We start from the raw sequence: 22,159 nt of genomic DNA, 5'->3' as shown, positions 1-22,159 counted from the left end.
TAAGTAGCCAGCTGGGCGGGCCGCCGATCGCGGGCGGGCCGCCGATCGTCGTCAGCCCCAGCGCTCGGCGTCGCCGACGGCCACGGCCCGCCGCAGGACGACGGACCCGGTGGAGGGCTGTTCCGCGCTCGACCGCCCGGCGGCCAGCAGCTCCTGCCCGAAGACCGGCCAGCGGTCCGCCAGGCTGCCCATCGGAGCGTCCGGGGACGGCTCCGGCGGCGCTGCCTCCGCGACCGGCGGCCTCCAGAGCGTCTCGGGCCGGGCCAACGGCCGGCCGAGAACACTCACCGCCGCGGGAGCGCCGCCCCAGGCCGGAGCTGTGGGCTCGGGCTGGGCTGCGGGCTCGGCCTGGGCGGTGGGCGTCGGCACCTGCTCGGGCCGTTCCGGGACATCCGTCACCACCGGGTTCGGCTGGGTGACGGCGTCCTCGATCCGGGTCGGCTCGGCCGCTGCCTCGACGGGCGCCGGCACGCTCCCGGCCGGCTGACGATCGGCCGTCGTCCTGTCGACAGGCTTGCGCTCGGCCGTCGCACTCTCGGCTGGCTTGCGCTCGGCCGGCGCACTCCGCTCGACGGGCTTGCGGTCGATCGTGGTGCCGTCGACAGTCCTGCCCTCGACCGTCCTGCCGCCCGCCGCCGGCTCACCCGCGCTGTGGCTCTGCCGGCGATGCCGTCCGGGTGGCCCGGACTTGTCCTCGACGAGGGCGCTGACCAGCTCACGGATGACCGCGCCCTGGGCACCCGCCTTCGTCGCCGGCAGCGCCAGGGCGTCCTGGGTCGCGGTCGGCACCAGGGCCGGCTGCTCGCTGCCCGGCCGGTGGTCCGTCCGGGACACCGCCCCGATCACCACGACACCGGCCAGCGGAAGCCCGAGCTGTTGCACGAGCCGGGCCGCCCGGGTGCTGTCGTCCAGGTTCGTCCGGCCGGCGCGTACGACCAGCAGCACGCCGTCCGCGTGCTGGGCGAACGCCGAGATCTCCCGTCCGGCCAGGATCGGCGGCGCGTGGACGATCACGCAGTCCTCGTCCTCGCCCAGCGCGTTGAGCAGCCCACCCAGCTCGTGCAGGGCCTCCGTGTCGGCGCCCTCGCGGGGCTCGGCCGGCAGCACGGTCAGGGTGGGGAAGTCGACCAGGCGCACCGGTGGGCACTTCTGGGCCAGTACCTGCTGCCAGGTGTGCGGAGCGTCCGGGAAGTGGCCCGACAGCACCGGATCCCGTACCGCGCCGTCGACAAGCGTGGCCCGACAGTGCTCATCGGCCATGCCGAGACCGAGCAGAGCCGTCACCAGCGCCTTGCCGTCGTCGTCGTGGGCGCTGGTGACCAGCAGCCGTCGACGGGGCAGGGGAGCGGTGAGCACACTGAGCGTGGAGATCGCGGCGCGTACCGCGTCGGCGACGTCGGTGCGGGCGTACAGCGCGGCGGCGTGATGGCGGGCGAAACGGCGCGGCAGCTTCGGCAGCACCCCGACCACCGGAAGGCCCAGGCGCGCTTCGATCTGGCCGATGTCGCGCAGCCGGCTGTCGAACCGGTCGCGCAGAATTGTCGCGCCCCAGCCGGCCAGCAGCCCGGCCAGGGCCCCGAGCACGCCGTTCAGCAGCGGCTTCGGGAAGGCCGGCCGGGCCGGCGGGCTGGCGGTGTCGAGCACGCGTGCGTTGATGCTCGTGGAGCCGCCCATGTCGAGGCGGCCCAGCTGTTGGCTGACGGCGCGGGAGGCCGCGTTCGCGATCGCGGCGGCCTGCGTACCGGTGCTGGCGCTCGCGTGCACGGTGATGATCTGAAGACCGAGTTCGTACTCGCCGCTGACGTGGCCCACCACCGCCCGCTCGGGCAGTTGCAGCGACCGCGCCGCTTCCAGCGCGACCTCCCGCGACCCGACCAGTCGGGCGATGGTCGGCGTGAGGTTCTGCGCGAGGGCCAGATCCACAGGTCGGTCCTCGTCGGTCTGCTCGGCGCTGACCAGCACGGAGGCCTCCGCCTCGTAGCGCGCCGGGAGGAGCTGGGTGACTCCCTGGGCGGCGGCCAGGCCCGCGCACAGGCCGAGCAGCGGTACGCCCACCCGGCGCCAGGAGGCACCGAGCAGACCCTTGACATCTATCGACGCGCTCATCAGGCGATCGCCTCTCTGGTTGGGTGCCCGGCCTCGGCGGGCGATGTGCGGAGGGACCGGGCCGGGGACCGTAGTCCGCGCCAGGTCGTGCAGAGGGTGTCGGCGATGCGGTCCCAGCCGAACTCTGCGCCGGCGCGGGCCAACCCTCGGTTGGCCAGTTGGCCGGCGAGCGCGGGATCGTCGCGCAGTCGCGCGAGGCGGGCGGCGAGCGCGGGGACGTCGCCGGCCGGGAAGACGAGGCCGGCGTCGCCCACCACGTAGGGGATCTCGCCGACGTCGCTGCCCACGACGGGTACGCCACAGGCCATCGCCTCGACCAGCACCCGGCCGAACTGCTCGCGCAGCGGGATGCCGATCCACGGCAGGGTGTTGCGCTGCACGACCTCGACCGACGGCATCGCCAACACGTCCATGCCGTTGAGCAGCGTGGGCAGCTCGGCGTGCCCGGCCCAGCCGTGCCGGTGCACCCGGCCCGGCCGGCGCGCGGCGGCCCGCGCGATCTCGTCGCCGAGGCTGCCGTCTCCGACCAGCGACACGTCGCAGTCGATCAGCTCGGCCGCGCGCAGCAGGTCGACCACGCCCTTGTGCGGCTCGAACCGACCGACGAACCCGACGGTGAACGGGCGCGCGGCCGGATCGGTGGGCAGCGGGCGGAACATCCGGGTGTCCACACCGAGCGGCACGATCGTGGCCGCGCCCCGGTAACCCTTGATCCGCAGCACGTTCAGCGCCGCGGGCGTGATCGGGAAGGCGTGGTTGACCGACAGGTAGGACTGCCGCTCGATCCGGGGGAACGGCACCGGAAACCGGGTGACCACGTTCTGGGCGGCGTAGAGCGTGGTGGGCACCCCGGCCCAGCAGCGTTGACGCAGCCGCAGGGCCTGCCAGGTGGTGAGGTACGCGGCCTCGCCGATGACGTGCAGGATGTCCGGGCGGGCGGTGGTCACGTCGTGCTGGCCGGGCAGCCGGAACAGCACCGAGGCCATGTGCCCGGTCAACGACTCACCGAGCAGGTGCGGAACGATGTGGTACCGCAGCCTCTGGTGTCGGCGGGCCAGCCGGGCCAGTTCGCGTCGGGTCGCCGGGGACACGTCCGCGGCGAGCACGGTGAGGGTGACGCCCGGCTGTTCGCACAGGACGTCGAACAGGTCGGTCCAGTGCTCGGTGCGCTTGCCGACGACAGTTGTCAGGACGTGCATCACGCTCCTCCTCTCGTTTCAGGTCGGGTGACCGCGATTCGGCCGACGCGCGTCCAGGCCCGCAGTCGGGCCGTCCCGGCTCGGGGTTGCAGTGGCATCCGCGCCCCGGCCAGTCCGATACCGATCAGCGCGCGCAGCAGTACCGCACCGCGTACGGCACGCAGGGTGCCGGCTCGGTGGCGGGCGAAGAACCGCAGCATGCTGCGGTACAGGTGTGGCCAGATCCAGGCCGGGTCGGAGCTGCTCGCCCCGCCGGTGTGCACGGCGGTCACCGAGGGCACGTACAGCACCTCGGCGCCGCGCCGGGCCGCCTGGAGGCACAGCTCCTCGTCCTCGTAGTACAGGAAGTAGCCCTCGTCGAGGCCGCCGATGGCCACGAACAGCTCGCGACGCACCGCCAGGCAGGCACCGGAGAGCCAGTCCACCGCCACCGGCTGCGCTCCACGCACACAGGCGTCGTACGCGGCCCGGCGCTGTCGTCCGCTGAGCAGCCGTCGCAGCGAGACCGGCACCAGCGCCCCACCGAACCGGCTGGCCAACACGGTGACGAGGGATTCGAACCGGTGGGCGCTGATCGCCACCCGGCCGTGCGCGTCGATGAGCCGGGGTCCCGCGATGCCCACCGACGGCCGGTCGCGGATGACCCGGACCAGTTCCGCCACCGTGCCGGGGGCGACCACGCAGTCCGGGTTGACCAGGAGCACGACGTCGGTGTCGACTCCGGCCGCGGCCCGGTTCACGGCGGTGGCGAACCCGGTGTTCGTGGAGCTGGCGAGGACCGTCACCTCCGGGAAGCGGTGCCGGACGAGGTCGAGCGTGCCGTCGGTGGAGGCGTTGTCCACCAACCGCACCGGCACCTGGGCCTGCCGCAGCGCGGTCAGGGCGGCGACGATCTGTCGTTCCGAGTTGTGGGTGACCACCACGGCGGTGGCGTCCGCTGCTCTCATGCCGCCACCCCGGTTCGGGTCAGGGCGCCGCGCAGCAGCGGCGGGCGGGCGAGTCGTCGCAGTCGCGCGCCCTCGTGGTGTGCCGTGAGGAGGGTCAGCGCCGGCAGCAGGCCCAGCTCCCAGTGCCCGTCGGTCGGCGCCGCGAAGAGGGCGGCGGCCAGGAAGCCGCAGGACAGTGCCGCGAACGGCAGTGCGATCCCGTCCCTGCTGCGCAGGCCGACGCGGATGCTGCGCAGGATCGGCCACAGGACCAGCAGGAGGCCGACCAGCCCGAGGTTGGCAAGCACGGTGACGTAGAAGGCGTGGTACACCGGCCCGACGTCGGTGAAGGTGAAGCCGGACAGGTAGATGTCCGGCGTGGTCTGTCCGAGGCCGGCCCCGACCAGCGGCTGGTCGGCGAAGACGCCCAGGCCCACCTCGGATTCGACCCCCCGGTAGCCGGCGGACTGCTCGAACCCCTTGGTGATTTCCTCGGCCCGCTCCCGTACCCCTGGTTGCAGGGCGAGGATCCCGGCCACCGCGACCGCGGCCGCGGCGGTGGCGGCCAGGCCGGTCCGGACCGTGCGACCGCCGCGCACCAGCATGATCAGCGCGGTCAGTGCCGCGGCGAGCCAGATACCCCGGTACGACGCGAGGAGCACGTCGACGGCGAAGAACCCGCCGAGTAGGAGGGCGCCGGCCCGACGCCAACCCCGCACCCGGCCGGCGATCCAGATCAGCGCCGGGATCGCCATGAGGGTGATGAGCCCGCCGTGCCGCCCCGGCGCCGCCACCGAGATGGCGGTGAAGACCCCTGCCAGCACCACGTACAGGATGCCGGCGGCCAGGATCCGACGGGCCGTGGTGAGGGTGTGGGTGGCCACGAAGAAGTACACCGGGATCGTGGCCACCTGGTACGCGGCGACCAGCACCTCCGCCGGGAGGTTGCCGACGGCCAGACCGTAGGTGGCCGCCACGACCGTCAACCCGACCAGGACCAGCATCCCCACGTCGGCGACGGTGCGGCGGCTGCCCGTCTCTGCCCCCAACCAGTGGCGCGCGGCCAGCGCGGCGCCGCCAGCGGCCAACAGCAACACTTTCACCGCGATGTAGCCGCGCACGTCACCGCCGCTGAGCAGTGCGCCGACCACGGCGCCGCCGATGACGCCGACCGGCAGCACGGCCCAGGGCCACAGCAGGAACGCACCGAAACACAGCACTCCGATGGCGGCGGCCAGACCGACCGGCCCGGGGAGCAGGGTGACCACTGTCACCACACCGCCCAACGCGGCACCGGCGAGCACCACACCGGGCGCGACGATCGGCACTCTCATCGCGGCAACCCCGCCAACAGGGAACGCAGCTGGACGCCCCGTGCCGACCAGCTGTTGCGGGTGGCGACCTCCCGGCGTCGGGTGGCGTCCTCCGGCGCGCTCGCGCGCTCCAGCGCGTCGGCCAGCGCCGCGCCGAAACTCGCCGGGTCTCCGGCGAGGGCGATGGTGCCGGACAGCTCAAGCAGCGCCGGCAGCGGCGTCGCGACGACGGGCTTGCCGAGGGCCAGGTATTCGTAGCACTTCTTCGGGTGTACGTAGTCGATCAGCCCGCCCACCCGGTAGGGGATGATGGTGACGTCGCAGGCCCGCAGGATGCGCGGGACGTCGGCGAAGCCGACCGCGTCGACAAGCACCACGTTGGACAGGCCGGCGAGCGGGGCACGGCCGGCCCGGGTGGACGGCCCGATCAGGACGAACGTCCACTCGGGGTGGGCCCTCGCCACCGCGGCGACCAGGTCCGCGTCGAAGGCCCTGGTGTCGACCGCCCCGCTGTAGCCGATCAGTGGCCGGCGCAGGCCCAGCAACCAGGGCGCGACCGGCCCGTCCGGCGAGAAGCGGTCCGGGTCGCACCCGTTGGCCAGCACCACAGGCGCCGGGTCGGAGGCGGGCATCCGGTCCGGTAGCGCGGCGGAGGAGGCGAGGACGAGGTCGGCCGCGCCGACGGCCGAGCGCAGCGCACGACGCAGGTGCCAACGGTTCCAGCGTCGGGTGAACGTCCAGTCCAGGTCGGTGGCGTCGTAGACGACGGCGGACGCGTCCAGCCGGGTGGCGACCGGCGCGGCCAGGTCCTCGTCCAGCCACAGCAGTCGTACGGCTGCCGACCGCCGCCGGAACCACCGGCGCAGCAGACGCGCGGCGAGCCAGCGGTTGGCCCGGTTGACCGGGGGCAGGTGCCGGCCGAACGGCAGCAGCGCCGGGCCGGCGCACTGCCACAGACCGTCGGCCACCTGTGTGATCTGGACGCGCCAGCGCGGGAGGTGCCCGGCCGGGTCGACGAAGAGCACCCGGTGGTCAACTGTCAGCTCGCGGGCCAGCGCGTGCTGCCGGTGAGCGCCGTTCGCCCACTGTGTGCCGCTGAAGATGACCACCCAGTCCCGGTCGTCGGCGGGCGGGACGACAGTCGCTGCCGCCGGTCGCAGCATGCTGTGCTCAGCCACGGCCCGACCGTTCCATCGGCCGTGGCGCTCCGGCGGGCAGCAGCTCGTCCTCGCCGAGGCGGCCGAGCACCGGGCGAGCGCGCTCGTCGTCGAGCCGCAGCAGGCGGGCGCCGGCGTGCCGGTCCAGCCAGCCGCGCAGCGCACCTGCCGCGATCCGCCGGTTGATCCAGTTGACGAGCGGCACCGAGTCGCCGAGCGGCAGCGCGGTCGGTGCGACGGCGTGCCAGGCCGCCGAGCCGATCGGGGTCACCTCGCACCTCCAGCGCGGCCGGCGTCCCGGCGGGTCGACGAAGAGCAACCGCTGCCCGGGCGCCAACTGCCCCAGCACCGTCGAGTGCCCGTCGACGGACCATCGGGTCCGGCTGAACAGCACCACCCAGTCGCGGGTGTCACCGTCGGGCAGCGGACCGACGTCACCGCGCAGCGCGGCCAGCAGGTCGCCCAGGCCGAGCTGGACGGATCGACCGAAGAGTCGCTTGACCAGGTGGTCGGCGAGCAGTGCGGCCCGGAACACCGGCATCCGGTACCGGGGCTGGGTCATCCGCAGATACCCGACCAGGCTTCCCAGCAGGTGTCGGAAGCGGATGGTCGGCCCGAGCAGCCGACAGGACGCGCCACGGCTGTGCGTCACCACCGCGTCCGGGAGCATCCACAGCTGGTGCCCGGCCTGGTCGAGCTGGCGCGCGAGGACCGCGTCGTTCCAGTAGACGGGGAACGTCTCGTCGAAGATGGTCTGCTGTCCGAGCACCCGTCGGCGCAGCAGCATGCAGCTGCCCGAGGCGAGTTGCCGGGGTCGGCTGAAGTCCTCGCCCCGCATCTGGAACCGGTGCAGCGCCTGGCGGAACCCGGGCAGTCGGCGCAGCGCGGTCACCAGCGCGATGGTGGCGGTGAAGCTGGGCTGTTGGACGTAGTGCTGCTGGAAGGTGCCGTCCGGGTTGAGGTACAGCGGGCTGACCCCGGCCACGTCCGGCCGCTCCCGCAGGTGGTCGACCATCCGGGTCAGCGCGCCCGGGTGGAACCGGATGTCGCTGTTGAGCAGCAGGATGAGCTGCCCGTTCGCCCGGCGGTACGCCTGGTTCACGGCGGCGGCGAACCCGGTGTTGTGGTTGTTGCGGATCAGTCGGACCCGGGGTTGGTCGGCGAGCAGGTCCGCCGAGCCGTCGGACGAGCCGTTGTCGACGGCCACCACCTCGTAGTCCAGATCGGGGTCGGCGGTCGCCGCCAGCGACTCCAGGCACTGCCGGGTCTGCTCGCGGGTGTTCCAGCTGACCAGCAGCACCGACAGCAGCGGAGCGGCCATCACGCCACCGCCCGGTCGTCGCGGCGGGCGAAGATCCGCAGCAGGTCGCCGAGCTGTGGGTGCGTAACCCGGGGCGAGCGGCTGGCCGCGACATCGGCGACCAGCAGATCGCGCGCGTTGCGCAGCCGCGCCGCCGGTTGCCAGTAGAACCGGGAGAAGACCGTGTCGTGCGAGATCACCCGGAACCCTGACTCCACGAGCATCCGGCTCAACGTGTCCGGGGTGAAGTGCCAGCGGTGGTACGCGGGAGCGATCGCAGGCCAGTCGGTGCCGAGTCGGTTCGCGGCGGCGGAGGCGATGTTGGGTACTTCGAGGGCGAGCCAGCCGCCGGGGGTGAGGGCGTTGTGGGCGGCGTGCAGGAAGGCGCGGGGGTCTTCGACGTGTTCGAGGACGTGGAAGGCGCAGACGACGTCGGCGGTGAGGGTGGGTGCGATGGTTTCGAAGTAGCCCTGGCGTACGGGCATGTGGAGGTGGTCGCGGGCGAAGCTGGCGGCGGCGTGGCTGACCTCGATGCCGCTGGCGGTGATCCCGGCCCGGTGGGCGGCTTCGAGGAAGTAGCCACCGGCGCAGCCCGCTTCGAGCAGGACTGTGGGACGGACGGCGGAGAGCAACCAGCGCAACCGTCGGCTCGCCTCGAACCGGCGCTGACCGGCGGAGGCGAAGTAATCCTGGTACCCGTCCGTCGTGTAATACGCCTCGTCGTACAGGTCCTCCGGGGCCGGGGCGCTGCCCGCGGTCCAGACGAAGCCGCAGTCCGGGCAGCTCCACAGCAGCTCGCCGAGGGTCGGCGAGTGCCCACCGGCGCGGCCGCAGAGCTGGCAGCGGACCAGCTCGATCCCATCGAGTTTCATCAGGTGCTCCGTCCGGTTCGTGGCGCCCGGGCGATCACCCGGAGCAGGTCGCCGAGGCGTGGGTGGGTCAGCCGCGGTGAGCGGAGCCCGAGCACGTCGGCGGGGAGTAGGTGTCGTGCGTGCCGCAGCCGGTAGGCGAGCGGCATGTAGTAGCGGAAGACAGTGGTGTCCTGCCGGACCACCTCGAAGCCGAGGTCGGTCACCAGCCGGACCAGGGTGTCCGGGGTGAAGTGCCAGCGGTGGTAGCGCGGTTGCAGGCCCGGCCAGTCGGTGCCGAGTCGGTTCGCGGCGGCGGAGGCGATGTTGGGTACTTCGAGGGCGAGCCAGCCGCCGGGGGTGAGGGCGTTGTGGGCGGCGTGCAGGAAGGCGCGGGGGTCTTCGACGTGTTCGAGGACGTGGAAGGCGCAGACGACGTCGGCGGTGAGGGTGGGTGCGATGGTTTCGAAGTAGCCCTGGCGTACGGGCATGTGGAGGTGGTCGCGGGCGAAGCTGGCGGCGGCGTGGCTGACCTCGATCCCGCTGGCGGTGATCCCGGCCCGGTGGGCGGCTTCGAGGAAGTAACCGCCGGCGGGGCCGGCTTCGAGCAGGACTGTGGGACGGACGGTGGAGAGCAGCCAGCGCAGCCGCCGCCGTGCCTCGAACCTGCGCGGCGCGGCCCGGAAGTAGTCGTCGTAACCACCCTCGGCGAAGTAGTCCTCGTCGTAGCGTCCGTCCTCGGCGGCCTGCTCCTGCGCGGTCCAGCTGAAGCCGCAGCCCTCGCAGCGGCGCAGCAACCCACCGAGTTCCGGTCGGTGGGCCTGCCGCGGCCCACACAGCACGCACCGTGCGGTGCGGTGGTCGACGCTCATCGCGGACCGCCGGTGCTCGGTGACAACACGGCCGCCGGCGCGCGCAGCAGCCGGTGCAGCCGCATCCGGTCGCTCGCGCCCAGGTGACCGCCGGCGATCAGCAGCGTGCCGGCGACGAGCACTGTCAGACCTGCCCGGGAGGACACGGCGAGGGCGGCGTCCAGTCGTCCCGGGCCGTCCGGCAGGAACTGGCTTGCCGCCGCGGTGACCAACCCGGCCGCGACGGCCGCGGCGAGCGGCGGCCAGATCGCCCGCACCAGCGGGGCCAGCGGCCGGGCCGTGGCGGTGTGGAAGTGGACCAGGAAGTACCCGGTGCTGAGCACCACCGCCAGCGCGGTCGACAGCGGTACGCCGAGCGGCCCGCACAGCAGCAGCATCGGTACGGTGAGCGCCAGGTTGAGGACGACGGAGAGCAGCACGTACCGCGTCTCCAACCCGGGTCGGCCCTCGGCGCGGGCGGCGATCGTCGCCGCCCCGGTGATCAGGTTGAGGGCGTACGCGGGCGCGAGGATCATGATGTTCGCGGCGGCCCAGGGGACCTGGTGCCCCAGCCACAGCCGGACCAGCGGATCGGCGCTGACCATCAACGCCGCGGTGGCCGGGGCGAGGAACAGGGCGAGGTACCGGGTGGCGGCCAGGTAGAACCGGTCCAGCCAGCCGGTCCCCCGGGTCACGGTGCGGGCGACCGCCGCGGGGAACAGCACGATGAGGGCGAAGCCCGGCGGCAGGCGGAGCAGGTTGAGCAGGCGGCTGCCCAGGTCGAAGCCGCCGGCCACGGCGGGGCCGAAGGCGGCACCGAGGACGAGGCGATCGAGCTCCACATTGACCATGCCGGCGCCACTGGAGACCTGGACCCGCATGCCGTAGCCGCCGATCCGGCGGATGTCGGCCAGGTCCGTGCGTCCCCAGCGGGGGGACAGGTCCGGGCACTGCCGGTGGGTGGTCGCGGCGAGCAGGAGGGTACGGATCGCGCCGGTCGCGGCGGCCGAGGCGGCCAACGCCACCAGGCCGCCGCCGAGGCGTACCACCAGGATGGCCAGCGCAGCACCGAGGATTGCGGTGCCGGCGGTGATCGCGGCGAGTGACCCGTACCGTTGGCCGCCTTCGAGCACGGCCCGCCACGGCAGCTCCACGGCACCGGCCACGAGGCCGACGACCAGCCAGAGGGTGGCCTGCCACGCCTCGTCGGCCAGGTCGCCGAGGCGCAGCAGCCCGGCGAGCCACGGCCAGCAGGCACCGAGCGCACCCACTGTGAGCAGGCCCAGCAGCACGGCCCAGCCCAGCCCCAGCCCGAGCAGCCGTCGTACCAGGTCCCGGTCCGCCGCGCTCTCGGCGCGGGCCACCTCGCGGACCAGCGCGGAGCCGAGTCCGAGGTCGATCATTGCGGCCATCGCCAGCAGGCCGGCGAGCACGACCCAGATCCCGAACTCCCGAGGCCCGAGCCGTTGGTAGACGATCGGCACCGAGACCAGCCCGGACACCGCCATGACCACCCGCGCGGCCAGCATGCTTGCCGTGTTGCGGGTGACCCGGGTCTCGACCGCGTGGGCCGCACTAGCCACGGGGGAACCCCCGGAACAGTTCGACGACGGTCAGCAGGAGCAGGGTCAGGTCGACCCGCATCGAGCGGCAGTTGAGGTAGAGCAGGTCACACCGGAGCTTGTCCTCGACGGTGGCCGCGTACCCGCCGGTGAGCTGCGCGATGCCGGTCAGCCCCGGTCGGATCAGGTGCCGCAGGTCGTAGTCGGGCAGCCGGGCGAAGCCGGCGATGAACTCCGGTCGTTCCGGGCGGGGCCCGACGAGGCTCATGTCGCCGCGCAGCACGTTCCAGAGTTGGGGCAGCTCGTCCAGCCGGGACCGTCGTAGCCAGCGCCCCAGCCGGGTGATCCGGACGTCGTACGGCAGGGCCAGGACGGGGCCGGTGGCCTGCTCGGCGCCGACCCGCATGGTCCGGAACTTGACCACCCGGAACAGCCGGCCACCCGCGCCGACGCGTTGCTGGAGGTAGAACGGGGGGCCGGTGAACGACACGACGGCGGCGATCACCGCGATCAGCGGGATCACCACGACGGCACTGAGCAGGATCATGCTGAGGTCGACGAACCGCTTCAGCCGCTCGCCACGTGGTCGGCCGGTGCCCGATCCCAGCCGGATCCAGGGCAGCCCACCAAAGCGTGCCATGGCGGGTGCCCGCAGCAGCCCGTAGACGGGTCGGGCCAGCACCATGATCTCGACGCCGGCGCTCATGCAACTGGTGATGATGCGGTCGTCGATGCTCTCCAGGGAGTGCTTGAGCAGCAGGAGCCGAGGGCGGACGCCGGCCAGCACCCTGGCGAGCTCCTCGGCGCATCCCGGCACCGGGAGTCGGACCGCCACGTCGAACTCCTCGTCGAGGCGGTCGGGCGTCGTGGCCGCGTCGTTGGCCTCGAGCACCACCACGCGGGCCCGTCGTCGGTGCTGGTCGGAGCGGGTGGCCTGCTCGTGGCGGTCGAACAACTCCTGGAGCTGCAACGGGATCTCCGGGCGTTGTCGCGCTTCGGACAGCGGTGTCGTGGTGAGGTCGTACGGGGTCGCGCTGTCGTTGCCCGGCGGCGGAGCTGAGTCCGCGGTTACGGGTCCCGGGGTCTTTCTCAACGCGCCGACCTCCTTCTCCGTCAGGTGCTTCGAGGGCATGCAGGCGAGCACCCCGGGAGAAAGCTACTAGTCACAAATGCCCCAATAGCCCCGGATTGGCAAAAACGGGACTTCTTGCCCTGAACCCCCCAAATCTGCTTAGGGCATTGGGTGAAACGTCCGTTTGGTGGTTGTTTGGTGGGTTACGGTCGTGCCCGGCCGTCTGGTTCCCGCAGCGGGCCGACAGCCCCGTCGTTCCAAGGAGTTCCACATGGACCTGCCAGTTGTTGCCGTCGGTGTCGATCCGCCGACGGACCTGACTCCCGGGCGCGTGCTGGTGACCGGAGGCGCCGGCTTCATCGGCAGCCACGTGGTCGCCCGGCTGATGCTGATGGGCAGCCAGGTCCGGGTGCTCGACAACTTCTCCACCGGCCGGATCGAGAACCTGGCCGACGCCGCGTACGGCGGACTGACCGAGGCGGACGTCGTCTCTGGTGACATCCGCACGCCGGAGGGCGTCGAGGTCATCCACCAGTGGCAGCCGGACGTGGTGGTGCACCTCGCCGCGCAGCCGAGCGTCCCCGCGGCCCGTCGCTCACCCCTGTACGACGCCGACGTGAACGTCTTCGGCACCGTCAACGTGCTGGACGCCTGCGCCCGGGGCGGCGTACGGCTGGTGATCAACGCGGCCAGCAGCGCCATCTTCGGCAACGTCGCCGCCCACGAGTTGCCGGTCCGCGAGGACCACCCGATTGCCCCGGTGAGCCCGTACGGCGTCAGCAAGGCCGCCGGCGTGCACTACCTGGACTGGTACGGGCGTCAGCACGGCCTGCCGTACACCTCGATGGTCTTCGGGAATGTCTACGGGCCTCGGCAGGAGGGCAGCGACTGCGGCGTGGTGTCCCTGATGGCCGATGCGCTGCTCGGCGGCCGGCAGGTGGTGATCTACGACGACGGCACCCAGACCCGGGACTTCATCCACGTCAGCGACGTCGCCGAGGCGATCGCCGTCGCCTGTCACCACCCCGGGGTGGGTATGGTCAACATCGCTTCGGGTCGGCAGACGAGCGTCAACGAGGTGTACGACACGGTCCGCGAGGCGTCCGGCGTCGGCAACGCGGCCCGTTACGAGCCGCTGCCCTGGCCGGGCGAGGTGCGCAACATGGCGCTGGACACCAGGAAGGCGCGCGAGCTGCTCGGGTGGTACCCGAAGATCGGCTTCACCCAGGGCGTACGGATGACGGTGCGCGACGCCCGCCGCCGCCAGGCCGGCGGCCAGATCCTGTCTCCGGTGCGGGCGCTGGAGCAGGCCATCAGCCACTGACGGCGCAGCGCGTAATTCCCGTCATCTGATCGGGAATTTCATCGATCAGTCTAACTCTTGCGGGTCGGCATCCACTGCTGCCACGATGGCCGTCAATGCCTTCCGTCCCGAAGGAGTGGTCGTCATGGCGGTCTCCCGCCGCAGGTTCGTCACATCGGTGCTGGCCGGGTCCGCCCTCGCCACCGCCTCCACCACCGAGCTGCTCACCACCCTGGCCAGCCCCGCACAGGCCGCCAGTCCCCCCGGGGACGTGGTCGGCAAGGTGACCGTCGGCTACCAGGGCTGGTTCAGCGCGCCCGGCGACGGGGCACCGATCGGCGGGTGGTGGCACTGGGGCCGCGACCGGTTCCAGCCACCCTCGCCATCCAACACCACGATCGTGTCCTGGCCGGACATGCGCGAGTACACGCGCAGCTATCCCACCGCGTACCCCAACCTGGGCAACGGCCAGCCGGCCACCCTCTTCTCCTCCTACGACCAGCAGACGGTGGACACCCACTTCCGCTGGATGCAGGAGAACGGCTGCGACACCGCCGCGCTGCAACGGTTCAACCCGATGGGCGACGAGGGCCCGACCCGCGACGCGATGACACAGAAGGTCCGCTCCGCCGCCGAGCGCTACAACCGCAAGTTCTACATCATGTACGACGTCACCGACTGGCTGACCTTCCAGGCGGACATCAAGACCGACTGGACGACGAAGATGGCCGCGCACACCGCGTCCTCCGCGTACGCCCGCCAGAACGGCAAACCGGTCGTCTGCATCTGGGGGTTCGGCTTCAGCGAGCCCAGCCGACCCTTCACCCCCGGGCCCTGCCTGGAGGTCATCAACTGGTTCAAGGCCCAGGGCTGCTACGTCATCGGCGGCGTACCCACCTGGTGGCGGCAGGGCATCGAGGACTCCCGCCCCGGCTTCCTCGACGTCTACCACGCGTTCCACGCGATCTCGCCGTGGATGGTCTACCGGGCCAGGACCGTCGAGGAGCTGGACTCGTACTACAACAACGTCAACGTCGGCGACATGGCCGACTGCGCGGCGCGCGGCATCGACTACCTGCCCTGCGTCATGCCCGGAGACCTCGCCGGAGGGCACCGCAAACACGGCGACTTCTACTGGCGACACATCTACAACATGGTCCGGCTCGGCTCCCAGGGCCTCTACGTGTCCATGTTCGACGAGTACAACGAGGGCAACCAGATCGCCAAGACGTCCGAAACCCAGGCCACCACCCCGGCCGGCGCGAACATCCGCGCCCTCGACGAGGACGGCGTGGCCTGCTCCGCCGACTACTACCTGCGAATCACCGCCGACGGCGGCCGGATGCTCAAGGGGCAACTCGCGCTCACCGCGGTCCGCCCCACCCCACCGATGGTCGGCACCCCGCCCCCGACCGGCGGTGACCTCGCCGCCGGCCGGTCCACCTCGGCCAGCAGCCAGAACGGCCCGTTCCCGGCCTCAAACGCGGTGGACACCGACGCCGGCAGCTACTGGGAGAGCGGCGGCGGCGCGTTCCCGCACTGGTGGCAGGTCGACCTCGGCGCCAGTCACCAGGTCAACCGGCTCGTGGTGCGGCTGCCCGCCGGTTGGGGCGCGCGCACCCAGACCATCACCGTGCAGGGCAGCGTCAACGGCAGCTCCTTCTCCACCATCGCCGCGGCCTCCGCGTTCACCTTCGACCCGGCGACCGGCAACACCGTCAGCCGCACGCTGACGACCACCACGGCCCGCTACGTCCGGCTGAGCATCGCCGGAAACACCGGCTGGCCGGCGGGCCAGCTCGCCAAGGTCGAGGTGTACGCCGGCAGCACCACCCCGGACAACCCACCGACCGCGCCGAGCGGCCTCACCGTGACCGGCAAGACGTCGACGAGCGTGTCCCTGTCCTGGACGGCCTCCACCGACGACACCGGGGTGACCGGCTACCAGGTACGCCAGGGCGGCAACGTCGTCGCCACCGTCACGGGCACCACGGCGACCGTGAGCGGGCTCAGCCCGTCCACCGCGTACACCTTCACGGTCACCGCCCGCGACGCCGCCGGCAACACCTCCGGCGCGTCCAACGCGGTCACCGCCACCACGGACGCCGCAGCCAACTCGGACCTCGCCCGGGGTCGGCCCACGTCGGAGAGCAGCCACGTCCAGAGCTACGGGTCGGGCAACGTGGTGGACGGTGACGCGAACAGCTACTGGGAGAGCAACAACAGCGCGTTCCCACAGTGGGTACAGGTTGACCTGGGCTCCTCGCGCACTGTCGGGCGGGTGGTGCTGAAGCTGCCGCCGTCGTCAGCCTGGGGTGCTCGGACGCAGACGCTGTCCGTGCAGGGCAGCACCGACGGGGGGAGCTTCAGCACGCTTGTCGGATCGGCGGGGCGGATCTTCGACCCGGCCAGCGGTAACCAGGTGGCGCTGACGTTCAGTGCCGCGCAGGCGCGTTACGTGCGGATCGCCGTCACCGGCAACACGGGGTGGCCGGCCGGGCAACTGTCGGCACTGGAGGTCTACGCCAGCTGACCGGGCGTGGGGCGGCCACCGGGGGAGCGGTGGCCGCCCCACCGGAGGGCGGCACACTTCAGACCAGAACGGAATCTTCGGCCAGGATGAAACTCCCTGCCGTCGACGAATGTCGACTTGAGGCCGCCGCCAGGCGGAATTCCGGACGGCCTCTGACCTGCGTCGAGACGGCCCGGATCCGAACCGAGGACCCCTTGACCCCCAGAGATCGGCAATCCGATGTGGTTCGGCTCGTACGACTGGTCGCCGGTCTGATGGTGGTTACCGTGGTCCCGCTCGGTGTCGTCGGTTGCTGTACTTCGCTGCTGTACCGACACTCCCGGGACCTCACCCGCCTGGAGCCACAATCCCTCCCGGTCCAACTACCATCTGCAGCTTGGAAAGTACGGGAAGAGACTCCAGCGACGCCTTGGACGGTTCCGACTAAAGCTCGATAGATAAGCCATAGAAAGAGACACTTTGGCGGAACGCGTGGTTCAACCGGGCCAAGCTTCGCTGGTGCTCAGGCCGGATCGGGCTTGCTAGACGGAACCGACCTCCGGTACCCGCCACGATCCAGACAACGACATCGGCCGAAGACTCCGACGCGTACGTCATAACTTTCGCAAAGTGGTCGTGGTCACTAGGGCCGAGCTGAAGCTCAATCACAACAGATCGCCCTTGATCATCTTGAACGACAAGATCCGCACGGAAGGACCCGAGCCGTACTTCACGACGGATAGTTTCCGCCTGCAGCCGGAGCCCCAGCGCTTGCCCCACCTCATCGAGATGTTAAATCACCCACGGAGTGACGTCCCTGACCTCGTCTGGCCAAAGTATCCTCGCGTCTGGCTGAACGATCGACACCTCGAGGTCCGCCCAGTCGAACGGTTCGGTCGGTTTTGAGCTCGTCACAACGAACAGGATGACATGGTCAACATCGTCGAACCGGGGGGATCTGAACCCCATAGACCTTCGCTTCTGATAGCTCATCTCCTGTTGGACGTATTGCCTGGCTGAGCTGGACAACCGTCGCCAACGCCCTCTCGACGTTTGACACGGCTTCCGGTCCGGGTTGTGCCGGATCTGTGCCCGATGATCTTTGCCCTTCGCTGACCACCACCGGCGCACCCTCCAGTCATCCCCGGAAGCCACGCCGGAGGTGACCTGACCAGCCGGGGCCTAGTGATGGCTACCGTGATCGCGCTTCGGGTTGTTGCCTGCGGCGCTTCGCTGTTGTGTTGGTTTACCCGACCTGCCTGCGTCCGGACGCTCGTCGTCGTGACTCACGACCTTCTCGACGATCCTTTCCTTCTTGATCAGCCGCTCGATCATCGCTTCAGCTACGCGCGCCCTTAGCGGTGGCCGGATTTTGTCTTACCTGATGCGACCGGTGAGTCGGTTAGCAGGCGGAGCATGGTCGACCGGCCGCCGAGTAGGCGTCAGTCGGCCGTGCGTGTCCCGCTGCCACGCGTTCCCCCGCTTGTCGCGAAAGGTCATGTAGACGCGCGGATTACCTTCTGGCTGGTCCCCGAACCACGTGGGAAAGAAGTCCCAGGTGGTGTCGGGCGGGAGTAGCGAGATGAACTCAGGCATGGACGCATCCAAGTCCTCCCTGTCACGGGTGACGTAGAGGACGTCATAGACAGGGGACTTCGATCCATTCCGGACGTAGGCTTTCCACTCGACCTCCTGGTGCTCGTTGCACATCTCACGGGCCAGCCAGCCGGCGACTTCTTCGGCTTGAGATCGCGCTTGATCTTCCCAGGCATAGCGCTTGTCACGAAGGTTTAGTCGGTAGGTCGCGATGCTCACCGCGAGTGCAAGCAAGGCGATCGCCCCAGTGACTACCTGCGATGGAATGATCGACTCGCGGTAGTCGATGCCCTGCTAGCTGCTGCCCGCTAGCTATCCCAGAGCGCCTGAGCGCCCCGCCGGAGGCACGCCCTTCGGTCGTAGCTCAGCTTCAGCGGCTTGCTGGCCCAGGTCCGACCGCGACCCGCGAACTGGTTTCGTCTAGGGAGCAACCACGTGTAATGATCGCCGATGTGACCATGCCTCTGACCTCTCGAACCGTGGAGACGCTTGCTCATATCCGGCTCCTGCACGCCCAAGGCGTGGAGCTGGCTGGACAGCCGGAGCCTTTGTCGGCCCCTGCCGTGCTGTCCTTCCACGACGGGGTCGAGATGTTTTATGTTCTGGCCTGCGAGCACCTCGGCCTCCAGATCTCCCCCAAGGCCGATTTCAACGAGTATTGGCGCAAGATTGCCGAGCGGGTGCCTAGCTTGGTTCAGCGTCGCGGCATGGAGCGCCTCAACCGGATACGCGTCGACTATAAGCATCATGTACAGATTCCCGGTGCGCGAAACGTCAACCAGGCTCGAGTGGACGTAGACGAGTTCTTCCTCGGCAATACTCCACTGATATTCGGGGTGGATTACTCGTCCGTGTCCATGGCCGACGTCGTTCCGCAGGCCGACACAAGGAAGCGGCTCAATGGGGCCATCGCTGCGGATCGAGACGGCAAGCGGACCGAAGCCATGGGGCTCCTGTTGCTTGCGTTTCACGAACTGTTTGACCCGCACCAGCGCCCAGCGTCTAGGGCGTTCGGCCAACAGGGGCCGATTCGTCCGTTCGAGCTTGGGGGAAAGGTTGACTGGCCTCTATCTTCAGGTGATCTCGAACGCGTACTTTCCAATCTGTCCGATCAGTCGCGGCGGTCACCTGTGCGTGGAGGGGAAAGGCTGGCGTCTCAGATCAATCAGGTGACCAAGGTTGCCACGGCCACGCAAACCGCAGTTCGGATGATTGCACTAGGTATCGACTTCTACAGGTTCGCTCGGTTTGAGGCGTTAACCCCCATCTACATTCCAACCTTTGGCAATCCAGATGGATGGCGGGCGCCGGACAACTACGCTCCGAACGACGAAGAGCTTCAGTATTGTCTTCAATTCGTCGTTGATGTTGCTTTGAGATTGGCGGTCATAGAAGGGCACTTGGCGGCCCCATCATGGGTCGGGACGGCTGAGGTCAGGCCAGGATAGCCCTTTGCGGAGACGGGGGACCACGGGGCTTCTGATGCTTGTCGACACAGCACGCAAACCGCTCGCGGGTCGCTCGGGTGTTACCGATGGCGGCCCGGGGCTTCGTCGTATGTCGCGCCGCGGGTGGGCTGCAACCGACGCGCTGGCGGCCGAAGGTCAGAGGCGCGGCGGCGGGCCATCGGCCGGGCCCAGGTTCGGCGGCGCGAGCGGCCCGCGACGCGGGTCGTTGATCGGTTGTGATTGATTCACGAGTGACCCTTTGCGCCTGATTGTGTTCACGCAGTCCGCGACCGAGTCCATGGGACGTGTTCTGCGCTATCACGGTGGGACGACGGAGCCGCCAGCAAGGTACAGAGGAGCGTGTAGGTCACGAGCGCTCATCGCCGTATGAACTCGTGCGGCGACGTTGTCGGGAAGGCGTTGCTGGGCCCCTCGGGGTGAGAAGAAGGCGGCGTCTTCCAATTCCTGTCCCGGCAGGACTAGACCGTCGAGACTGGCGATAGACCCGCAGTCGAACGTGAAGCTGATAATCGCGCGTGGCCGCTGCCCGGCGGCTGGCGCCCAGTCCACTACGAGCAGGTCACCTACCGCCAACGAGATCCCCAACTCCTCTCGGATTTCACGGGCGCAGGCATCATGTGGGTACTCGCCCTCGTCGACGTAGCCGCCGGGGAAGGCCCAGTGGTCGCGGTAGGTGGGTTTGACGAGCAACACGTTACCGGCCGGATCAGTGATAAGAGCCGCGGCGGCGGCGTAGAAGGAAGCCAGGTTGGCGTACCACGCGGCGGGCTCCGTCCAGGTCATCTCGGTGACGCTAGTGCCCAGAGGTGCGCGTCGAGCAGGATGGTCGCACGTGACCCGAGTAGACCTTCGGCCTGGCCACCGGTAACCGGGTGACGCTCATCTTCACTGCCGCCCGGATGCGCCACGTGCTGATTTCCTCCACCGGCAACGCCATGTTGGTAGGCCGTAAGATCGGCTAGTGGGTGAAGCTCATCTCGACCGGGCACCCCGGGTTGCCGAACATCAACTTGCTACTGCCTTGCCTCGCCGGTGGCGGCATGTGCAGGCAGTGGCCGCGAAGGCTGGACGAATCGCTCCGCTAGCGGAGGCGGATGTTGAAGTCGCAGTTGCCGCTGCGTGGCTTCATGACATCGGGTACGCACCCGACATAGTGAACACGGGCATGCACGCCTTAGACGGGGCGCGATGGCTACTGCGGGAGGGCTACTCCCGTCGAGTTGCTGGCTTGGTTGCACACCACTCATGCGCCTCCTACGAGGCGGACGAACGCGGCTTGGCCGAGGTGCTATCAATCGAGTTCATGCGTGAGGAGTCGCCCACGTCCGATGTGCTGTGGTTCGCCGACATGACGACCGGCCCAGACGGTCAAGATCTGACGGTGGAGGAGAGACTTGCCGAAATCCGCGAGCGGTACGGCCCCGAAGACCTTGTCAGCAAATTCTGGGCGAGGGCAGAGCCCACGCTGATGGATGCCGTCCGGCGGGCCAGAGGCCGCATGCGAACTCAGCCGATGTAGGGCTTGCTTCTTTCCCCGATGCCATGGTCAATGCGTAGCCGCATCGACGGATGGGTCGAGAGCTTGTCCAACTCGTCCTGCGCTACCCACCGCGCCGCCGACGATTCGTCGCTGGTCGTCGGTTCGCCGCCTACGTACTGGCCCCGGAAGCAGATCGAGAACTGCTGCCGAACTTCGCCGTCGCTGTACTCGACCAGATGGTTCGGGTTGGTGTAGATCCCGATCACACCAGTTACCTTGACTTCGACTCCGGTCTCCTCGCGCGTCTCACGGACCGCCGTCTCGGCGATGTACTCGCCGAAATCTTGGGCGCCGCCGGGCAGTGCCCACAGGCCGTTGTCGGTTCGCTGGATGAGCAGAACCCGTTCCTGCTCGTCCTGAACGAAGACAGTCACTGCTACGACGATGCTGTTCGCCTTCGGGGCGTTCGGGTCGTTGAAGTGCTCGATCCGGGCCATGTTTCAGCCTCTCACCGCTTGCGGCTCAGTGTTCAGGCCAGACGGCCCGCTTCTTGCCGAGGACTCGGTTGAAGCTGGCGACGTAGTTGTCGAACAGGTCCCCGCCACCGAGCCGGCGCAGGTGCAGCACGGGGGCGTAGGCGGCCGGCGTGCCGTAGAGGTGAGTGTTGACCAGCATGTCGTCGTCGAAGCGGTAGATGGAGTTGTACAGGATGGTGTCGTGGTAGTAGATCCCGACGTTGTCCAGGTCCCGAAGGTCTTTGTAGAACGCCAACGCGTTCAGGATCTTGTTGGACATCGCTGGGCCGATGCCCTCGGCATCTCCACGCTCAGTGATGTGCTCGCCCTCCGGGTCGCCGAAGAGCAACTCCACCTGCGCACCGGCCGACGCCTTCTCGCGGAGCGTTGCGATCCAGCGGTGGTTGAACTCGGGTAGGAACAGTCCTCCGTAGAACAAGACGCCGACCTGTCGGGTGGCTTGTTCCAGGAGCCGCTGCCAGAGGTCGGTGGGAACGGCCCCGCGGCGCGGGTAGATGTGGACGAGTTCCGATTGGCTGATCTGCACGGCTCGCTGCGTCGGGAGTGCGTCCGGCCACAGGTACGACTCGCTCTCGTTCAGCAGCTCGGCAATGGTGTGTCGATAACGCGGGTACGGATTGCGGGTCTGTGTCACCCACCGCTCGACAGTCTTCGGGTCGACACCGAGCTTTTCGGCCAGTGCCGATGCCGTCAGACCGTTCCTGAGCATGCCGTTGCGAAGACGATCGTTCGGCATCACTTCTCCAGCTCAGTGGGCTTGGGGGACGGCATGGGGACGACTCAGCCTAACAAGGACGTTCCCAGTCGTCCGTGACTCGCGGTGAAGTTGTAACTACCAGTCGGCGGAGCCTGTTTCCACAGAACAGCTCATCCAGACAGGACGCGAGAGCCCCAGCCAAAGTTCGGCGAGTCCAGGCGTCGGCACCGGC

At 69.6% G+C, this 22,159-nt stretch carries 19 protein-coding genes; 4 read left to right on the top strand and 15 right to left on the bottom strand.

Annotation, left to right across the window (positions count from 1 at the left end):
* Positions 1-51: 51 nt before the first annotated feature.
* The 10 genes from ACQP0U_RS17610 to ACQP0U_RS17565 are packed head-to-tail and all read right to left on the bottom strand — an operon-like array spanning position 52 to position 12,394.
* A complete protein-coding gene (locus ACQP0U_RS17610) occupies positions 52-2,106 on the bottom strand; it encodes a hypothetical protein (RefSeq protein WP_433308350.1) in 2,055 nt (684 codons plus the stop codon).
* On the bottom strand, positions 2,106-3,305 hold the full coding sequence (locus tag ACQP0U_RS17605) for a glycosyltransferase family 4 protein (protein WP_433308348.1): 1,200 nt from the start codon (positions 3,303-3,305) through the stop codon (positions 2,106-2,108). The genes ACQP0U_RS17610 and ACQP0U_RS17605 overlap by 1 nt, the downstream gene beginning before the upstream one ends.
* The gene (locus ACQP0U_RS17600; protein ID WP_433308346.1) at positions 3,305-4,252 is read right to left on the bottom strand and encodes a glycosyltransferase family 2 protein; all 948 of its coding nucleotides are present in this window, start codon (positions 4,250-4,252) and stop codon (positions 3,305-3,307) included. Before ACQP0U_RS17600 ends, ACQP0U_RS17605 begins: the two co-directional genes overlap by 1 nt.
* Positions 4,249-5,565 (bottom strand): hypothetical protein, encoded by a 1,317-nt coding sequence (locus tag ACQP0U_RS17595; protein WP_433308344.1) that lies wholly within the window; start codon positions 5,563-5,565, stop codon positions 4,249-4,251. Before ACQP0U_RS17595 ends, ACQP0U_RS17600 begins: the two co-directional genes overlap by 4 nt.
* Positions 5,562-6,722, bottom strand: coding sequence for a glycosyltransferase (locus ACQP0U_RS17590; RefSeq protein WP_433308343.1), 1,161 nt, complete (start codon positions 6,720-6,722; stop codon positions 5,562-5,564). Before ACQP0U_RS17590 ends, ACQP0U_RS17595 begins: the two co-directional genes overlap by 4 nt.
* Positions 6,715-8,022, bottom strand: a complete 1,308-nt coding sequence (locus ACQP0U_RS17585) for a glycosyltransferase family 2 protein (protein ID WP_433308342.1) — start codon at positions 8,020-8,022, stop codon at positions 6,715-6,717. The genes ACQP0U_RS17590 and ACQP0U_RS17585 overlap by 8 nt, the downstream gene beginning before the upstream one ends.
* Positions 8,022-8,873, bottom strand: a complete 852-nt coding sequence (locus ACQP0U_RS17580; protein WP_433308340.1) for a class I SAM-dependent methyltransferase — start codon at positions 8,871-8,873, stop codon at positions 8,022-8,024. Before ACQP0U_RS17580 ends, ACQP0U_RS17585 begins: the two co-directional genes overlap by 1 nt.
* Positions 8,873-9,721 carry a class I SAM-dependent methyltransferase gene (locus ACQP0U_RS17575; protein WP_433308338.1) on the bottom strand — a complete coding sequence of 283 codons (849 nt, stop codon included), beginning with the start codon at positions 9,719-9,721 and terminating at the stop codon, positions 8,873-8,875. Before ACQP0U_RS17575 ends, ACQP0U_RS17580 begins: the two co-directional genes overlap by 1 nt.
* Complete coding sequence (locus ACQP0U_RS17570; protein ID WP_433308336.1) at positions 9,718-11,283, bottom strand: lipopolysaccharide biosynthesis protein; 1,566 nt, start codon at positions 11,281-11,283, stop codon at positions 9,718-9,720. Before ACQP0U_RS17570 ends, ACQP0U_RS17575 begins: the two co-directional genes overlap by 4 nt.
* Positions 11,276-12,394, bottom strand: a complete 1,119-nt coding sequence (locus tag ACQP0U_RS17565) for a sugar transferase (RefSeq protein ID WP_433308334.1) — start codon at positions 12,392-12,394, stop codon at positions 11,276-11,278. Before ACQP0U_RS17565 ends, ACQP0U_RS17570 begins: the two co-directional genes overlap by 8 nt.
* A gap of 211 nt (positions 12,395-12,605) precedes the next feature.
* Between ACQP0U_RS17565 and ACQP0U_RS17560 the strand changes: the two genes are divergently transcribed.
* A complete protein-coding gene (locus ACQP0U_RS17560; RefSeq protein WP_433308332.1) occupies positions 12,606-13,658 on the top strand; it encodes a GDP-mannose 4,6-dehydratase in 1,053 nt (350 codons plus the stop codon).
* A gap of 124 nt (positions 13,659-13,782) precedes the next feature.
* Positions 13,783-16,170, top strand: a complete 2,388-nt coding sequence (locus tag ACQP0U_RS17555; protein ID WP_433308330.1) for a galactose-binding domain-containing protein — start codon at positions 13,783-13,785, stop codon at positions 16,168-16,170.
* A gap of 1,161 nt (positions 16,171-17,331) precedes the next feature.
* On the opposite strand, the gene ACQP0U_RS17550 is transcribed toward ACQP0U_RS17555, so the two are convergent.
* Together ACQP0U_RS17550 and ACQP0U_RS17545 are read right to left on the bottom strand one after the other, a co-directional pair.
* On the bottom strand, positions 17,332-17,484 hold the full coding sequence (locus tag ACQP0U_RS17550) for a hypothetical protein (RefSeq protein ID WP_433308328.1): 153 nt from the start codon (positions 17,482-17,484) through the stop codon (positions 17,332-17,334).
* A gap of 42 nt (positions 17,485-17,526) precedes the next feature.
* A complete protein-coding gene (locus ACQP0U_RS17545; RefSeq protein ID WP_433308327.1) occupies positions 17,527-17,964 on the bottom strand; it encodes a hypothetical protein in 438 nt (145 codons plus the stop codon).
* Between the two features lie 221 nt (positions 17,965-18,185).
* Between ACQP0U_RS17545 and ACQP0U_RS17540 the strand changes: the two genes are divergently transcribed.
* On the top strand, positions 18,186-19,193 hold the full coding sequence (locus tag ACQP0U_RS17540) for a hypothetical protein (protein ID WP_433308325.1): 1,008 nt from the start codon (positions 18,186-18,188) through the stop codon (positions 19,191-19,193).
* 318 nt (positions 19,194-19,511) lie between these two features.
* Here the strand turns inward: ACQP0U_RS17540 and ACQP0U_RS17535 are convergent, their stop codons facing one another.
* Complete coding sequence (locus ACQP0U_RS17535; protein ID WP_433308324.1) at positions 19,512-19,997, bottom strand: NUDIX domain-containing protein; 486 nt, start codon at positions 19,995-19,997, stop codon at positions 19,512-19,514.
* A 268-nt stretch (positions 19,998-20,265) separates the two neighbouring features.
* Between ACQP0U_RS17535 and ACQP0U_RS17530 the strand changes: the two genes are divergently transcribed.
* Positions 20,266-20,733, top strand: coding sequence for an HD domain-containing protein (locus ACQP0U_RS17530; RefSeq protein ID WP_433308322.1), 468 nt, complete (start codon positions 20,266-20,268; stop codon positions 20,731-20,733).
* Here the strand turns inward: ACQP0U_RS17530 and ACQP0U_RS17525 are convergent.
* Together ACQP0U_RS17525 and ACQP0U_RS17520 are read right to left on the bottom strand one after the other, a co-directional pair.
* Positions 20,721-21,191, bottom strand: a complete 471-nt coding sequence (locus ACQP0U_RS17525) for an NUDIX hydrolase (protein ID WP_433308320.1) — start codon at positions 21,189-21,191, stop codon at positions 20,721-20,723. The two genes, ACQP0U_RS17530 and ACQP0U_RS17525, sit on opposite strands and share 13 nt — an antisense overlap.
* Positions 21,192-21,216: 25 nt before the next feature.
* Positions 21,217-21,966, bottom strand: a complete 750-nt coding sequence (locus tag ACQP0U_RS17520; protein WP_433308318.1) for a helix-turn-helix domain-containing protein — start codon at positions 21,964-21,966, stop codon at positions 21,217-21,219.
* Between the last annotated feature and the right edge of the window lie 193 nt (positions 21,967-22,159).

The sequence above is a fragment of the Micromonospora sp. CA-269861 genome (assembly GCF_050948505.1).
Taxonomy (GTDB): Bacteria; Actinomycetota; Actinomycetes; order Mycobacteriales; family Micromonosporaceae; genus Micromonospora.
Note: the sequence above shows the minus strand (reverse complement) of the source record. Positions and strands in the feature narration are given on the sequence as shown.

Excerpts from the sequence above, each read along its gene's own strand:
- ACQP0U_RS17520 (WP_433308318.1), bottom strand. The coding sequence starts at position 21,966 with ATGCCGAACGATCGTCTTCGCAACGGCATGCTCAGGAACGGTCTGACG.
- ACQP0U_RS17540 (WP_433308325.1), top strand. The coding sequence starts at position 18,186 with ATGATCGCCGATGTGACCATGCCTCTGACCTCTCGAACCGTGGAGACG.
- ACQP0U_RS17565 (WP_433308334.1), bottom strand. The coding sequence starts at position 12,394 with ATGCCCTCGAAGCACCTGACGGAGAAGGAGGTCGGCGCGTTGAGAAAG.
- ACQP0U_RS17585 (WP_433308342.1), bottom strand. The coding sequence starts at position 8,022 with ATGGCCGCTCCGCTGCTGTCGGTGCTGCTGGTCAGCTGGAACACCCGC.
- ACQP0U_RS17605 (WP_433308348.1), bottom strand. The coding sequence starts at position 3,305 with ATGCACGTCCTGACAACTGTCGTCGGCAAGCGCACCGAGCACTGGACC.
- ACQP0U_RS17610 (WP_433308350.1), bottom strand. The coding sequence starts at position 2,106 with ATGAGCGCGTCGATAGATGTCAAGGGTCTGCTCGGTGCCTCCTGGCGC.
- ACQP0U_RS17575 (WP_433308338.1), bottom strand. The coding sequence starts at position 9,721 with ATGAGCGTCGACCACCGCACCGCACGGTGCGTGCTGTGTGGGCCGCGG.
- ACQP0U_RS17595 (WP_433308344.1), bottom strand. The coding sequence starts at position 5,565 with ATGAGAGTGCCGATCGTCGCGCCCGGTGTGGTGCTCGCCGGTGCCGCG.
- ACQP0U_RS17555 (WP_433308330.1), top strand. The coding sequence starts at position 13,783 with ATGGCGGTCTCCCGCCGCAGGTTCGTCACATCGGTGCTGGCCGGGTCC.
- ACQP0U_RS17600 (WP_433308346.1), bottom strand. The coding sequence starts at position 4,252 with ATGAGAGCAGCGGACGCCACCGCCGTGGTGGTCACCCACAACTCGGAA.
- ACQP0U_RS17560 (WP_433308332.1), top strand. The coding sequence starts at position 12,606 with ATGGACCTGCCAGTTGTTGCCGTCGGTGTCGATCCGCCGACGGACCTG.
- ACQP0U_RS17550 (WP_433308328.1), bottom strand. The coding sequence starts at position 17,484 with ATGATCGAGCGGCTGATCAAGAAGGAAAGGATCGTCGAGAAGGTCGTG.
- ACQP0U_RS17535 (WP_433308324.1), bottom strand. The coding sequence starts at position 19,997 with ATGACCTGGACGGAGCCCGCCGCGTGGTACGCCAACCTGGCTTCCTTC.
- ACQP0U_RS17580 (WP_433308340.1), bottom strand. The coding sequence starts at position 8,873 with ATGAAACTCGATGGGATCGAGCTGGTCCGCTGCCAGCTCTGCGGCCGC.
- ACQP0U_RS17525 (WP_433308320.1), bottom strand. The coding sequence starts at position 21,191 with ATGGCCCGGATCGAGCACTTCAACGACCCGAACGCCCCGAAGGCGAAC.